Here is a 14,340-nt window from a genome sequence, read left to right as displayed (position 1 = left end):
CGCCGCATTCCTGCGAGGTAGGTTATACTGAGCATTCAACTCTTCTTAGGTGACGGGTGCCATGAAAGGTATCGTATTCAGAGAGTTCATGAACATGGTCGACCTGCGCTTCGGTGAGGCGATGATGGACGATGTTTTCGACCGGACACCGCTCGCGTCAGGTGGGGTTTATACAGCTGTCGGAACCTATGAGGCTGATGAACTCGTGAGGCTTGTTGGGGCACTCAGTAATAGGACGGGACTGGCAGAGTCACAGCTTGTCTTCGATTTCGGTCAGCATTTGGCCGCGGCCTTCGCAGTCAAGTTCAAGGGTTTTTTTGACGAGTGTCCAAATACATTCTCATTCCTCAAGCGAATCGATGATCATATTCATGTAGAGGTCATGAAGCTTTACCCTGATGCAGAGCTGCCGAAATTTTCCTATTCGCAGCTCAATGAAGATACATTCGAACTGCACTATCAGTCCGTGAGAAAACTTGCTGATCTTGCCCATGGGCTCATCCAGGGCACCATGATGCATTATGGCGAGCAGTTCGACATCAGCCGGGAAGATCACAGTACATATGGTGCCAGTTCTGTGCTGTTCAGGCTTCGGCGGGTCTGAGTTCGCATGTCCGAGCAGCATCAGGAGGAGCTCCGCCGCTTAAGGAGGCGTTACGAACGTGAGCAAGCGGCAAGGGAACAGGCCGAAGCGCTGCTCGAATCCAAGAGCCGCGAGCTCTATGTGGCAAATCAGGAACTGACTTCGCTTACCGAGGATCTTGAGGCGCAGGTACAGCAGCGCACCAGCGAACTGAAGGTGGCGCGTGATCAGGCCATTGCTCATAGCGAAACCAAAACGCTTTTTCTCGCCCATATGAGCCATGAAATACGCACCCCGATGAACGCTTTGCTAGGTTTCATTTCGCTACTCAGTGACGAGCGGCTCGACAAACGTCAGCGTAGGCTGCTGGACACGGCCCGAACCTCCGGCGAGCTTCTGCTCACGATCATTAACGATATCCTTGACGTCAGCAAGATCGAGACCGGCGAGATTGAACTCGAAGCCATTCCATTCGATCTTACTGAATTGCTCGCCAATAGCGCTGACGGTATTCAGATGCTCGCCCAGCAGAAGGGGGTCGAGCTGATAGTGGCCGCCTCACCGAGTCTGCCGAGGCTCGTCGTGGGCGACCCGACGCGGCTTCGGCAAGTGCTGAACAATCTACTGAGCAATGCGGTGAAGTTCACCGAAGTTGGTGAAATCGTGCTCAAGGCTGAGCGTGATCAGTCGGATGCGGAAGCCATCACCATCGCTGTCACCGATACTGGCGTCGGCTTGACCAGCGATCAGATCGACAGAATTTTTCTGCCATTCAGCCAGGCCGACAATTCCATCACGAGAAAGTTCGGCGGTACCGGTCTGGGACTGTCCATCTGTAAGCATTTCGCCGTAGCGATGGGGGGTGAAATTCGTGTCCAGAGTGAGCCGGGGCAGGGCTCAACCTTCAGTTTTACAGTGAGACTTCCGTTTGCGGACCCGCGACCAAAGATTGCCGAAGGGCTCGATATTCAGGGAGTCGAATCCGGAGTGCCTAAAAGCTTGCTCATTGTGGATGACAACGTTACAGCCGCAACCGTCCTGCGTGAGCAACTGCAGTCGCTGGATTACTTTGGCAGCATCATCTGCGCATATGATGCAGAAGAGGCCGAAGCAGCCTTGACGCGTCTGGAGTCAGATGGTGAGCCGGTTGACCTGATCATCATCGACCAGTTTCTTGATGGTCAGGCCGACGACAGGACGGCCAGTCGTCTCGCGAACAACTTGAAGAAGCAGGGGCGGTCGGTGCCGCAGATCTGGGCCCTGACCAGCATGCACAGGCAGAACGCTGCCGAGGCTTTCGATCACGTGATCGCCAAGCCTGTGCATTTGCCCGAGCTGTCCGCAGCCATTCGACATTTGTTCAGTGTAGGCGTGGCAACGGCCGTGCAACAGGCAGAGCCAGAGATGGCACCGAGTGGGCGCAAGCTGCAGAGGCCGTTCGATGGCCGATGCGTGCTGCTCGTGGACGACAACGCCGCCAACCGCGAAATCGGTATGGAGTTTCTGCGGCTTGCTGGATTCTCGGTCGATACCTGTAGCAATGGTCTCGAAGCGCTGGCACTGGCCGAGGTGAATACTTACGATGTCATTCTCATGGATGTCCAGATGCCTGTGATGGACGGGCTGACTGCGTCTAGACAGATTCATGCACGTGGTGGCAGACTGGCCACAATCCCCATCATCGCAATGACAGCCTATGCTGAAATTGGCGATATTCAGAAGAGCCTCGCCGCCGGGATGGTTGCTCATCTCACCAAGCCCATTCGACGTGATGAGCTGTTCAAGGTACTGGAGGAGCTATTGCCAGCAGAGTACTAGGCCAAAGGATTGATGGAGCCCCTGAAATTTCGATCTTTGGTCTCATGGTAGTCACGGGCCCTAAGCTGTTCCAATAAGGACTTCATTCGAGTCCAGACGGAATTTGACGCCATGACTTCAACAACACGACTCACAGCCCTGGCTTTCGCCACCGCTGTGCCTCTTCTCGGTATCGCTCAACAGGTTCTTGCACACGGCTACGTAACCAGCCCGACGAGCCGAAACTACGCCTGCAAACTTGGTGATAACACAAATTGCGGCGCGATCATCTGGGAACCACAGAGTCTGGAAGCACCGAAGGGCTTCCCTCAATCCGGACCGGCTGACGGCAAGATTGCCAGCGCGGGACTGGCACAGTTTTCACCGTTGGATGCGCAGTCCGCCAACCGCTGGTCCAAGCAGAGCATGAGACCTGGCCAGAACACCTTCAGCTGGACCTTTACTGCCAATCACAGTACCTCCAACTGGCGCTATTTCATCACCAAGCCGGGCTGGAACGTCAATGCGGCGCTGAGCCGGCAGTCTTTCGATCTGCAGCCATTCTGTAGCGTATCGGGCAATCAGCAGCAGCCACCCAAGCAGGTCAACCATAACTGTAACGTGCCAGACCGCAACGGTTATCATGTCATCCTGGCGGTCTGGGACATCGGCGATACCACGAATGCCTTCTACAACGTCATCGATGTGAACCTGGCTGGCAATGGCGGCGGCGGAGATAACGGTGGTGGAGACGGCGGTGGCGAGCCTGGTGTGAGCTGGCTCGATGTGGGCGATATCAATCCTTTGATGTCGCTGGCGGTTGGGGACCTCGTGCGGGCCAGGGTTTTCGATGGGCAGGGCGAAAATACTGGTCAGGAAGTCAGGCTACCGATCAACAGCATGGCCGAAGGTGGGCAATTTGCCTGGCCAGCGGCACTGGCTGAAAAGATCAACGCCGAGTCGGACGTGATCAGGGCAGGGCGACTACGAGCGGATGGCAGCTTCGAGATCGCCAATGGCAAGAATGAGATCTACGCACCGGCCGACTCCTCTATTCGTCGGGTCGAGATCTCGATCGACAAGGCTGACGATGGCGGCGGTGACGGCGGCGATGGTGGTAACGGCGGTGGCGACAATGGCGGCAGCAGTGACTACGACCATGTTTATCCAGATGGGATTTCAGGCTACACGGCAGGTACGAAAGTGCTTGGCAGCGATGGCGACGTTTACACCTGCAAACCCTTTCCCTATAGCGGCTGGTGTACGATAAAGGCTCACCAGTATACGCCGGGTACCGGCTCGCACTGGCAGGATGCCTGGTTCAAGTAACGCGATTACTTCGGGCTGTCGTAGAGACCAGCTTCGAAATTTTCAAAGAAAGAGCGGTAACGACCGCTCTTTCTGAATTTTCGCAGATGTTCATTGAACAACTTCATCAATTTCAAACTTTCTGGGCTAGCCCGAGGAAATAGCACATAACTCTGGTTTTTCAGAAACGGCTTCGGGTGATGTGTTATTTTTTCCGTCTGCTCGGGAGGTAGATCACGGCGCAAGCTGTTGTAACCAACATGGATTTCTTCGGGAACGAGGTCGATGCGACTCAACAGAAGTCGCTGAAAATTCTGTTTGTGAGTAGCTCATGCATCCATACTGCTGTGGCATCACGTTGGCCGGTTGCAGCTTCCTGATAAGCGCGATTCCACGGTCTGAAATGGTATCTGACTGTATAGCCTGCCTCGGCGAATACTTCACTTATCAGATGTGCGATAAAGCCATTATGAGGCCGCTTCTCATCGATAAATGGTGGCCAGTCCCCGACGCTAATATCCACCACTTCTGACTCGGCCCAAGCACCAGCCACGCTTTGCAAACACAAGGATAGCGTGAGGCAGGCACTTATCATCGTCGGTTTGCAGTGACGAACAATCTGACTCATTGGCAAGTTATCCAGTCATTATTTACGTCGAACGAGGCAACTAGTCGGTAAAATACCGAGCCCCATTAAAGCAGCATGTGCGTGGGATAGCCAAGTGTTGTAAGGCGGAGTCGTGGATGCCCTGGAGGCAGGGTGCCTCCGGGGACATTCTAAACGAATAGCGTGGGATTAGTTGTAGCGATGATCCGGCCTGCCGGCCGAAACGTCATCGATCAGCCAGAGCAAGTCAACTATTTATCGGAGCAATAAGTTGACAGAACAATTCCAGAGCCAGGCTCATAAGGGACACCAGCATTTCTCACATACCCAGGCAGTCCTTCAGGGTCGAGATCAATGAAAGGCACACAGGCGCCGTCTTCCCATTCAAAGACCACTGTTCCATCAATAACGCTGTCAGAGTGTATGTCAATGTCGAGGCTGGCAACGCGCCCACGGTTGTCGTACTTACGATGCAACGTGTAATTATAATCTGCGAAAAACTCGTTGAACTCAGCACCAACCCCCGCCAGCGTTTTTTGAGTGAACTGCAGCTGCCCCTTAGCGTTGTAGCTGAATTCAAGCGTGGCGCTACCGGCCGAACTGGTGGAACTTATGAGCTGCAGCTGATCATCCGGTCGCCATGTAAAGTCGTGTCGCTCTCTTTCTGATCCGTCGACTTCAAGTGTCAATGTTGAGACTTGCCCTTCCAAATTGTATTGAACCTTGTAGTTTTCATTATCTCCACTGCTACCGTCCGAACTCTGGTCGGTGCTTGTGTAGGAGGCAAGTCTTCCTTCGTTATAAAACAGCTCATTTACTAATACTGTAGAAACAGAGTTGTGAGCGACGGTCGTATCAATCTTTCGCAACAGACCGCTTTCGAACGTCCTGGTCTCTTGGAGAACGCTCGTTTCGCTACCTTCAGTGCGGGTAAAAAGCACGCCGATGAGTCGGTTGTCCGCATCAAAGGAAAACTCCGCTATGCCGATTGCATCAGCATCCCGCCGGACTGCTGCCTCCACCACCACAGGCAGCCAGAGAAACGGTCATCGCAGCGGCTATCGTCAACTGCAGCGGCAAGTGTCTGAACGAAAGCGTATTGAGATCGTTCTTCCTGTTAGATGGGGGGTATGTCATGCGATATTCCGAGCCATGCAGGCGTAAAGTGAGGTGCACGCATTCTGCCTGACGGAGTAAAAAAGCGTGGTAAGGATATGTATGAATGTTGTTCTACAGCGTGCGCGATATTTGTCACTACCGCACTGGTGAGTAAAGAAGTGTTCGATTCTCTTGTGTTAAACCGAGAAATGAACGCTGCGGACCTGGTGGACCGCTACGGACTAATGCTCACGGTCTGCCACACACCAGCCCACCATCATTGAGCTGGCACTGACCGTTCAGGTGGCGCGAATATGTACTACCTGCGGCCGCGAGTCAGCTAGAATAAACGACGCAGATCTTCCTCCATTCTCAGGGTTCAATATGTCAGACAAGTTCTTCTTCAAGGGGCGGCAGGACGCCCGCCAGCACCACACCGAGTTCGGCTATAAGGCTAAAGCTGGTTTGAGGCCAGGCAGTGAGAAATATCCACTCGCGCTGGTTGTGACGAGTGAAGTCCGCAAGCAGGAAGTCGAAGCCATGGCGGCCAAGGCCCAGGTGTTCGTTGATGTCACGGTAGATAGCAGTGAGGGGGCCGTGGAATCCATAAAGGAATTGACGGCCATGCTGAACAAGGGCAACACCGTGAAAGTGACCGCACCACCAGCCCGCAATGAGCTATGCCCGTGCGGGAGCGGCAAGAAGTTCAAGAAGTGCTGCGGGTAGCTCGCAGCAATTGTCCGGCTGACTGCAGCGCAGATAGCCGGCGCCTCTCCGTCTAGAGCTACAGGTTCATCTGCTTCACGCGCTTCGTGATCGTCTCACCCTGCCTCTCGATGGCTACCAGTTCCCCAAACTCGATACGCATCCATTCCTCGTGCTTTTCAGTCAGCGCTTCTGAGGCAAATATGGCAGACGTCGCTTCAGCATCAGGGCATGCATCGACCTCATAGGACTTCTTGTGCTTCAGGTAGTTGCGGCCTGTCAGCAGATACATCGGCTCCAGCAGCATCGACAGCGCGTAATCATCTGAGTCCGGGTCGGACTTGCGCAGTGCCTTCCAGTCTCCCTCTACCTCGAGCTCGCCCTTGTGGCCGGTGCCGCAGTTGACGCCGATGATGCGGTTGGGTGCGACCAGCGCGATTTTGAGCTTGTTGAGCGCGCCGAGCTCAAGTGTTTTCATCGCCTGGACGATCAGCTTGAGCATCGTCTCGAAGCCCTCCTGCACCTCATCGTCGCTATTGCCCTTGAGCAAGGAGAGCAGCAGCACATACAGGAACTCCGTATCGGTGGTGCCTTTCATCTGCTTGAGGAACTTGTCCTTGCAGTGCTTGAGGAGTTCTCTCTGCAGCAGCTGCCAGTTTGCCAGGTTGCCGTTCTGCGCAATGATCCACGGCGTGCCGGTGAAGGAAAACGGGTGGCAGTTTTCATCCGCGAGAACGGTTTTCGAGTCATAGGCTGCTGCTCTGACATGAGCCAGCATGGTGCTGGCCTGCAGGCTGGGAACGATCCCTGGAACGTTATCGTCGTGGAAGGCCGCTGTGGGGCGTCGATAGATCAGCGGCGTTTCGGGTTTGCACATGTGCTCGCCATAAGCAGCAAAGCCCCAACCGGCGAGTTGGAGGTGCGGATGACGCTCAGGATCGAGCGACTGGTTGATCAGGCTGTTTTCAGGTTCGAGCAGAAGACTTGCAAGGGGTAACTCTGGCCCAACATAGGCAAGAACACGGCACATAACTTATCCTTATCTGGCCTGTGATACAGGCTTGCGTCATTGTGGCAGGATAACCTGCCGCTCATTGCTACAGCAGCGGCAATATCGACTCCGCCAGCAGTCAGCATTGAATGATTACGTAGACTTGAGTCGATCGTAGTTATCCCAAATGGCTTTGAGTACACAATCATCTGGAGACCCAACAACGATGTCGGACATGTTCTATGCCGCCTACGGCAGTAACTTACACCCACACCGGCTCTGCACGCGTGTAGAAACCGCCAGGCTGATTGGCACTGGCCTCGTCGATGGCATGGGCGTGCGCTTTCACAAGCGTGGACTGGACGGTTCGGCCAAGTGCAGTCTCGTCGAAGCGGCGGAGCATACGCATGTGGCTGTCTATGCCATTGATGTTGAAGATCAACCAGTGCTCGATCTGATCGAAGGCTTAGGGCGAGGCTACGATAGAGCTATCGTGGACGTCAGCGGTTTCGGGCCGTGCTGGACCTATATCGCCTCGTCAGAGGCTGTCGATGATTCACTGGTCCCACATCACTGGTACAAACGGCTGGTGTTGCTGGGCTGCGAATATCACAGTTTCCCTGTTGACTACATCGACGCAATACGCAAAGTTCCGTCCAGCGACGATCCCCTCGTCGAGCGGCGTACGCTTAATCATGAGCTGATCACACAACTGGAACAGGCCATGCCTGCAGGTGATGCGCCTTGAAGGCACGCAAGGAGCCCAAGCCTCTTGAAAGCCTTGCAGAATTGAAGTCCTACGCGCTGTGGTTGTTGTCCAATCGTGAGTACTCCCAGGCGCGCATGCTGACAAAGCTCTCTGGCCGATGCGTGGACAGGGATCTGGTCGATGCATGCATCAGCGAGCTGCTCGAAAGCAATTATCTATCGGACGAGCGCATGACCCGGTCTTATGTGCGAATGGCCGTGGAAAAGGGCTCAGATGGGCCGATGAAGGTGGCATCGAAGTTGATGCAGAAAGGCGTCGATCGGGCGCTGATCGACGAACATCTCATCACTGATGACGAGATCTGGCGTGAGAACGCGGCGAACACGCTGAGGAGGAAGTTCAAGTCTCCGGCGACGAGCCACGAGGAACGGCAGAAGCAGGCACGGTTTCTGGCGAATCGCGGCTTTACGATGGACCAGATCAGGTATGCCCTGACGAGTCCAAGCATTTAGGAAGCAGGGTACTCAGATGCGACTGTCGATGTTGAAGAGGTGGGGCCGTCTTAATATGGCTCGCAGCGCACCTCGAACAGTTTAAGTGTATTCGGGCCAAATGTAGTGCTCAGCGGAACGTCTCCGGCGTCCCGTCCCCGCGTCATGAGAATTCGTCCCCGCCGGGGTGAGTTGTTTCGCACATCAAATGTATGCCAGCTGCCGTTGAGATAAACCTCGAACCAGGCAGCGAAATCTTGAGGCGGGTATGGTGGTGGCAGCCCGACATCGCTGAGATAGCCGCTGCAATATCGGGCAGGAATATTGAGGCAACGGCAGAACGCGATGGCTAAATGAGTGAAGTCCCTGCAGACGCCAGTGCGTTCGCTATAGACATCTTTCGCGGTCATTGTCGGTCTGGTTCGTTGATAGTCGAATCGAATGTGGTCGTGTACGAAATCGCAAATGGCCTGAACGCGGTACCAGCCCGCGGGCGTGCCACCGAAAAGCTGCCACGCGGTTTCGGACAGTAGATCGGTCTCGCAGTAACGACTCCCGGTTAGATAAGTCAACACATCGTCCGGCAGATCTTGAACCGGATGTTGCTGAGCTGCAGGTGTCTGGGGATCAATCTCTCCGCTGTCGCTGAACACGCCGTCCGCTGTGAGCACCAGTTCACCAGCAGGCGCCACTAAGCGGGTACACCAGTTACCGAAATTATCGATATAGTTCCTGAATGGCACACTGGGATTGGACTTGAGTTCGTCTGGCACCACCATGTCGTGAGATCGGCTGCTATGCACGCTCAGCATCAGGATCATGGGTGTAGGTTGGGGGCACTCATAAATCAGTGTGAAGCCTATTTGAATCTGCATAACCAGCCCTTGATAGTGAAATAGCCACTGCGCTCAGTTTGAAATATTACACCCTGCCGACGATTGGTCGTTCTCTGCCAGCTTTCCGCGATGTATCGTATCTGATACGGGCAAATAGGCAGCAAGCGACCTATAACCGTAGCTATTCCGCTTCCAATAACTGAGTATGAGAAATGGGAAGCCTGAACTACTACTGATCCATATCCTGTAGGCGAAATATAATGCTGGAGGCCGTCAGGGGTAACTGCGGGTAAACCGGCGCGAGCGTGCGCTGACGGGCTCTGCCTCACCCGGAATCCGCAAACAGAGACGATACATATGGAACGCCTTAAGTTTTTTTTAGCCCGTCTAAGGGAGCAGCTGTGGTTGCGTCCCCTGATTATGTGCCTGTTTTCGATCGGCTTGGTCTTTCTGGCCAAGCTTGGAGATTACACTGATATAGCAGAACTCGTTCCGGCAATCTCTGTAGAAACCATAGAAACGCTGCTCAAGATCATAGCTGCAAGCATGCTCGTGATTGCCACCTTTGCAGTTGGATCGATGGTGTCGTCGTATGCCTCCGCTAGCGGATCGGCAACGCCGCGCAGCTTTTCGTTAGTCATAGCGGACGACGTCTCACAGAATGCACTTTCAAGTTTCGTCGGTTCATTTATCTTCAGCCTGGTTTCCCTTATTGCTCTGTTAAGCGGTCTCTACGACAAGGGCGGCCGATTTGTGCTGTTCTGCCTCACACTCCTTACCTTTGCTGCCGTCATTCTCACCTTTGTGGGGTGGGTGGACCGGATCGCCCGGCTTGGACGGCTAGGGACAACAATCGAGAAGGCTGAAGACGCGGTCACAAAAGCAGTAGTCGCTCGGCGGAGGGCACCCACTCTTGGTGGCGCGAAAGTAGACGCTACGGGTGGAGCGGGGGAGCCAGTATCCTCGGATGAAGTAGGCTATGTGCAACGAATCGAAATGTCGCTGTTGCAAGCTTATGCAGAGGAGCTTGATGTGCGTTTTCGGGTTGCGTCTTTACCAGGGACTTATTTGTTACCAGGTCGTCCTCTCGTATTTGTTATTTCAAAAGCCGCGCAGGCGGTCCGTATCGATCGGCAACGTATCTCAGAGTGCTTCAAAATCGCTAACAATCGAACTTTCCAGGAAGATCCGAGGTTTGGATTGATAGTGCTTTCAGAGATAGCAAGTCGCGCACTTTCGCCTGCAGTTAATGACCCCGGTACTGCAATAGACATCATCAATGCTTTTGTACGAATCTTCGTTCAATGGAACAGACCGGTGGACACCGACGAAAGAATGCCCCTCCTTCATGATAGGGTTGAGGTGCCTGAATTAGATGAACACGATCTCTTCGACGATGCCTTCAAGGCATTGGCGCGCGACGGGGCTGGTACAGTAGAAGTTGGGGTCCGCCTTCAAAAGGCCTTGATTGCGCTAGCCAGTGTCGGCAATGAGGCCATGCGTAGCGCAGCAGAGAGACAATCTCGACTAGCACTGGCTCGATCAGAGGCCGCTCTGTCTCTGCCAGAGGACCTGCACGCTGTACGCGCAGCAAGCGGGACTATTACTTAGTCTGCCTCACCCACCTAAGTCCATAAGAACAACATCAATAAAGAGGGGCGCGCCTTGAAGGATTCAATGGGTAGTCAGTCGAGCATGTCCGACCGGGAAGGGCTTTTGACCTTGTTCGGACTCATCGCTGTAGTGGCCGTGCTTTATTTCGCCAAGGTGGTCATCCTGCCTGTGGCAATGGCAGTAATGCTCACCTTCTTGCTGGCGCCTCTCGTCCTGAAGTTGCAGCGGATTGGCTTGCCGCGAGTTGTGGCAATCATCGCGACCGTTGTAATTGCCTTCCTCGCAATCGCGGCGATCGCCTGGACCATAAGTGTGCAGGTGGTCAGTCTCGCAGATGAGCTCCCTCGGTATGAGCAAACGCTCAGAAGCAAAATTCGGCAGCTCAATGATTCGCACAATGCAGAGGGCCCGCTATCCCGAGCCGGCGAATTGGTATCAAAGCTTCGTAAGGAGCTGGATGGTGGTGACTTGCCAGACTTGCCGGGGCGTCAAGCCGACACTGGCGCTGAAGTGGCAGAACCTGTTCCAGCACCAGTGACGGTTCAGCTTCAGCCGGAAAGCAGCGGTGTTGTCGAGTCAGCCGCGCAGGTCATAGGGCCCCTCGTTGGCCCTCTGGGAACTACCGGTCTGGTTGGCATCTTCGTTATCGCAATGCTTTTCCAGCGGGAAGACCTCCGCGAACGCTTCGTGCGCATCATTAGCGGAGCCGGGCTCAACGTCGCGACCGAAGCTATCGATGACGCAGCAAAGCGGATTTCGCGCTATTTGACGATGCAGCTGCTCGTCAACGCACTCTACGGTATTCCTATCGGCATCGGCCTGCATCTGATTGGTGTGCCTAACGCTATGTTATGGGGCTTTCTGGCTATACTCCTCCGATTCATACCCTATCTAGGTCCATGGATTGCTGCTGTATTCCCACTAGCCTTGGCATTTGCAATCGATCCTGGCTGGTCGATGCTCTTTATGACGCTTGGGCTGTTTCTGACCCTGGAACTTGTAAGCAACAACATCATTGAGCCTTGGCTTTACGGGGTAAGCACAGGCATATCCAATTTCGCCTTGATGGTTGCGGCTGTATTCTGGACATGGCTATGGGGGCCCGTCGGGCTCTTTTTGTCCACGCCCCTGACGGTTTGTCTGGTTGTTCTTGGCAACTATGTGCCCAGTTTGAATTTCTTCAGTGTTCTGCTGGGAAGCGTGCCTGCATTGCAGCCGTTTGAACGCCTTTATCAGCGGATGCTGGCAATGGACTACAACGAAATGTTGTTGCTTTCACAGGATTTCGTCAAAGAACACTCACTGACCGAGTACTGTGACCAGGCGTTGATACCGGCTTTAAATGCGGCTGAGGCGGATAGGCATGCCGGGGGATTGGCTGAAATTAGGCAGACCTTCATTCTTCAGAACGTCCCAGAGCTTTTCGAAGATCTGGTCAAAAACGACAGGCCAGAATTGAGCCTGCTGGAGGGCGCCGTTCGTGTCCTCATCGTGCCTGCCAAAGACGACATGGATGAGCTGGCAGCGAAGACACTTGCCGCCGTACTTGTCTCAGTAGGCATCCAGGTCAGAATCCACGCCGCGACAGATCTTACCGCAGTGTGCGCCGAACGGGTCATGCAGCAACCGTTTGAAGTGGTTTGTATCTCGGCTGTTCCACCGGCAGCGTTCATCCCCGCCCGCCAGCTATATCGTCGTATCAGCGCAGCTTGCCCAGGCGTGAAATGTATTATTGGAATCTGGAGCCCAACGGCTGAGAGCTACAACCTGCAAAAACGATTGAGCAAGAACACCGAAGCACAAGTGGTCACCAGCTTCCAGGCCGCCGTGACCCAGATACAATCTCTAGTGAGCCCATCTGAGAATGACTCGATGGTCTCGGCGCCTATTCCAAGCAATGAACCAGAGCGTCTACAGGAAGTCTACAATCTGAATCTCGTGAGCAAAGACCCGAATGAGCTGTTTGATAGCGTAACTCGAGCACTCGCTAAAGCCTTCAATGTTCCAATTTCGCTCGTCTCGATCATCGACTCGGAACGTCAGTTCTGGAAGGCGCAGACCGGCCTGCCTGAAGATCTTGCTTTGGCGCGCGAGTCACCCCGTGATACATCGGTTTGCGGACATGTTGTTGCACAGAACAGTCCTCTGGTGGTTGAAGACATCGCACTAGACAAAAGGTTTAGTAATAACGCTTTCCTGAAAAGCCGAGGCATCAGGTTCTACGCCGGAGTTCCTCTGCGCAGCAAAGCCGGCCTGGCGGTGGGAAGCCTGTGCGTAATCGATACCAAGCCGCGTAACGTGAGCGAGCAGGAGCTTGCCTTTCTAACGGCACTTGCTGAGCTTCTGACGGAGTCCCTCGATGAAGTTAAGTGCGTGGCGTGACTTTTTCTCCCGCCGATTCCACTTTCGACAGCTAAGACAATTAAGCCGAATACATCGTATTGATTCCACTCTCACAGGGTTCGCCAGATGATACTGCTACATATTTCGACTGGTCTGATACTTATAGCGAGCCTTCTTCCACTATGGCGACATCCACACTGGTTCGTCCGTGGAATGGACTTCCCAAGAGTTCAACTTGCTGTTTGTGCTGCAGGGCTGGTAGTTGCCCAGCTTCTCGTATCTGACCTGAGTCATGCCGCTACATGGCTGTCTGTGGGTGTCGCAGCCCTCTGTCTAATATGGCAGCTATGGTGGATCCTGCCCTACACCCGTCTGTGGTCTCCCGAAGTGAAGTCGACCATCACTGTTCAGCCTGATTGTCGGTTGAGAATCCTTACAGCAAATGTGCTCACGCCAAATCGTGAGGCAGATAAATTGGTTGCGCTGGTAAGAGAACATTCGCCTGATGTACTTGTCACTCTGGAGTCGGATCTCTGGTGGCAAGCGAGGCTGGATATCCTGGAAACTGAAATGCCCTATAGCTTGAAGTGTCCGCTCGATAACCTGTACGGCATGCACGTCTACTCTCGCCTCGAGCTGGAAAAAACCGAGATATCATTTCTGATAGAAGACGACATCCCGTCCATGCATGCGCAGATCATACTGCCCTCTGGCGATAGGGTACGTGTCCACTTCCTTCACCCTGCGCCACCCAGTCCGACCGAGAACCCTGAGTCAGCCGAGCGCGATGCAGAGTTAGTGATCGTTGCGCGCAGTATACAAAGCAGCAATGATCCGGTGATCGTCACTGGAGACCTCAACGATGTGGCATGGTCTGCCACAACGCGGCTGTTTCGGAAGTTGAGCGGTCTGTTAGACCCCCGAGTTGGGCGTGGGATGTACAACACATTCCATGCGAGTTATCCGTTTCTCAGATGGCCTCTGGACCATCTTTTTCACAGCGCTCATTTCACAGTCACATCTATCAAGCGGCTGCCCTCGATAGGCTCTGATCATTTTCCGCTACTCACCGAGCTTCTATTCAATCCGCAAGCAGGCAAAGACCAAAAAGGTTTGCAGGCCGACCAGGACGATCACGAATGGGCCGATGAGATTGCTGAAGATCAGTCCGCGGACGCCAACAGTGTTCCGAAACCCGAAAACTGAAACCCTTCGATAGCCCACCACCAACAGCAAAATGCCTACCCCCAGAAAAGCG

Annotated in this window: 13 protein-coding genes; 9 read left to right on the top strand and 4 right to left on the bottom strand. The window is 54.1% G+C overall.

Features of this window, described 5'->3' with window-relative positions:
• Nucleotides 1–61: 61 nt before the first annotated feature.
• From ACH3PB_RS09350 to ACH3PB_RS09340, 3 genes are all read left to right on the top strand, one after another.
• Entirely contained in the window at nt 62–604 is a 543-nt protein-coding gene (locus ACH3PB_RS09350; protein WP_416399194.1) for a heme NO-binding domain-containing protein, read from the top strand.
• Between the two features lie 6 nt (nt 605–610).
• Nucleotides 611–2,401, top strand: coding sequence for a response regulator (locus ACH3PB_RS09345; protein WP_416399193.1), 1,791 nt, complete (start codon nt 611–613; stop codon nt 2,399–2,401).
• A gap of 111 nt (nt 2,402–2,512) precedes the next feature.
• Nucleotides 2,513–3,709 (top strand): lytic polysaccharide monooxygenase, encoded by a 1,197-nt coding sequence (locus ACH3PB_RS09340; protein ID WP_416399191.1) that lies wholly within the window; start codon nt 2,513–2,515, stop codon nt 3,707–3,709.
• Nucleotides 3,710–3,980: 271 nt separating this feature from the next.
• Here the strand turns inward: ACH3PB_RS09340 and ACH3PB_RS09335 are convergent, their stop codons facing one another.
• Nucleotides 3,981–4,316, bottom strand: a complete 336-nt coding sequence (locus ACH3PB_RS09335; RefSeq protein WP_416399190.1) for a hypothetical protein — start codon at nt 4,314–4,316, stop codon at nt 3,981–3,983.
• A gap of 230 nt (nt 4,317–4,546) precedes the next feature.
• The gene (locus tag ACH3PB_RS09330; RefSeq protein WP_416399189.1) at nt 4,547–5,320 is read right to left on the bottom strand and encodes a hypothetical protein; all 774 of its coding nucleotides are present in this window, start codon (nt 5,318–5,320) and stop codon (nt 4,547–4,549) included.
• A 457-nt stretch (nt 5,321–5,777) separates the two neighbouring features.
• Here ACH3PB_RS09330 and ACH3PB_RS09325 point away from each other — a divergent pair, with 457 nt between their 5' ends.
• Nucleotides 5,778–6,119, top strand: coding sequence for a PBPRA1643 family SWIM/SEC-C metal-binding motif protein (locus ACH3PB_RS09325; protein ID WP_416399187.1), 342 nt, complete (start codon nt 5,778–5,780; stop codon nt 6,117–6,119).
• 58 nt (nt 6,120–6,177) lie between these two features.
• Here the strand turns inward: ACH3PB_RS09325 and ACH3PB_RS09320 are convergent, their stop codons facing one another.
• Nucleotides 6,178–7,128: a class II glutamine amidotransferase gene (locus ACH3PB_RS09320; protein WP_416399186.1), complete on the bottom strand. Its 951-nt coding sequence runs from the start codon at nt 7,126–7,128 to the stop codon at nt 6,178–6,180.
• 187 nt (nt 7,129–7,315) lie between these two features.
• Between ACH3PB_RS09320 and ACH3PB_RS09315 the strand changes: the two genes are divergently transcribed.
• Nucleotides 7,316–7,837 carry a gamma-glutamylcyclotransferase family protein gene (locus ACH3PB_RS09315; RefSeq protein WP_416399185.1) on the top strand — a complete coding sequence of 174 codons (522 nt, stop codon included), beginning with the start codon at nt 7,316–7,318 and terminating at the stop codon, nt 7,835–7,837.
• Nucleotides 7,834–8,310 carry a regulatory protein RecX gene (locus tag ACH3PB_RS09310; protein ID WP_416399184.1) on the top strand — a complete coding sequence of 159 codons (477 nt, stop codon included), beginning with the start codon at nt 7,834–7,836 and terminating at the stop codon, nt 8,308–8,310. Before ACH3PB_RS09315 ends, ACH3PB_RS09310 begins: the two co-directional genes overlap by 4 nt.
• Before the next feature lie 50 nt (nt 8,311–8,360).
• Here ACH3PB_RS09310 and ACH3PB_RS09305 read toward each other — a convergent pair whose 3' ends face one another.
• Nucleotides 8,361–9,164, bottom strand: coding sequence for a transglutaminase-like domain-containing protein (locus ACH3PB_RS09305; protein ID WP_416399183.1), 804 nt, complete (start codon nt 9,162–9,164; stop codon nt 8,361–8,363).
• A gap of 318 nt (nt 9,165–9,482) precedes the next feature.
• Between ACH3PB_RS09305 and ACH3PB_RS09300 the strand changes: the two genes are divergently transcribed.
• From ACH3PB_RS09300 to ACH3PB_RS09290, 3 genes are all read left to right on the top strand, one after another.
• The gene (locus ACH3PB_RS09300; protein WP_416399182.1) at nt 9,483–10,736 is read left to right on the top strand and encodes a DUF2254 domain-containing protein; all 1,254 of its coding nucleotides are present in this window, start codon (nt 9,483–9,485) and stop codon (nt 10,734–10,736) included.
• A 54-nt stretch (nt 10,737–10,790) separates the two neighbouring features.
• Entirely contained in the window at nt 10,791–13,121 is a 2,331-nt protein-coding gene (locus ACH3PB_RS09295) for an AI-2E family transporter (protein ID WP_416399181.1), read from the top strand.
• A gap of 174 nt (nt 13,122–13,295) precedes the next feature.
• Nucleotides 13,296–14,288 (top strand): endonuclease/exonuclease/phosphatase family protein, encoded by a 993-nt coding sequence (locus tag ACH3PB_RS09290; protein ID WP_416399180.1) that lies wholly within the window; start codon nt 13,296–13,298, stop codon nt 14,286–14,288.
• Nucleotides 14,289–14,340: the final 52 nt, after the last annotated feature.

The organism is Allohahella sp. A8 (assembly GCF_047946665.1).
In the GTDB taxonomy this organism is placed as follows: Bacteria; Pseudomonadota; Gammaproteobacteria; order Pseudomonadales; family Oleiphilaceae; genus Allohahella.
This window is presented reverse-complemented; position numbering and strand designations above follow the sequence as displayed.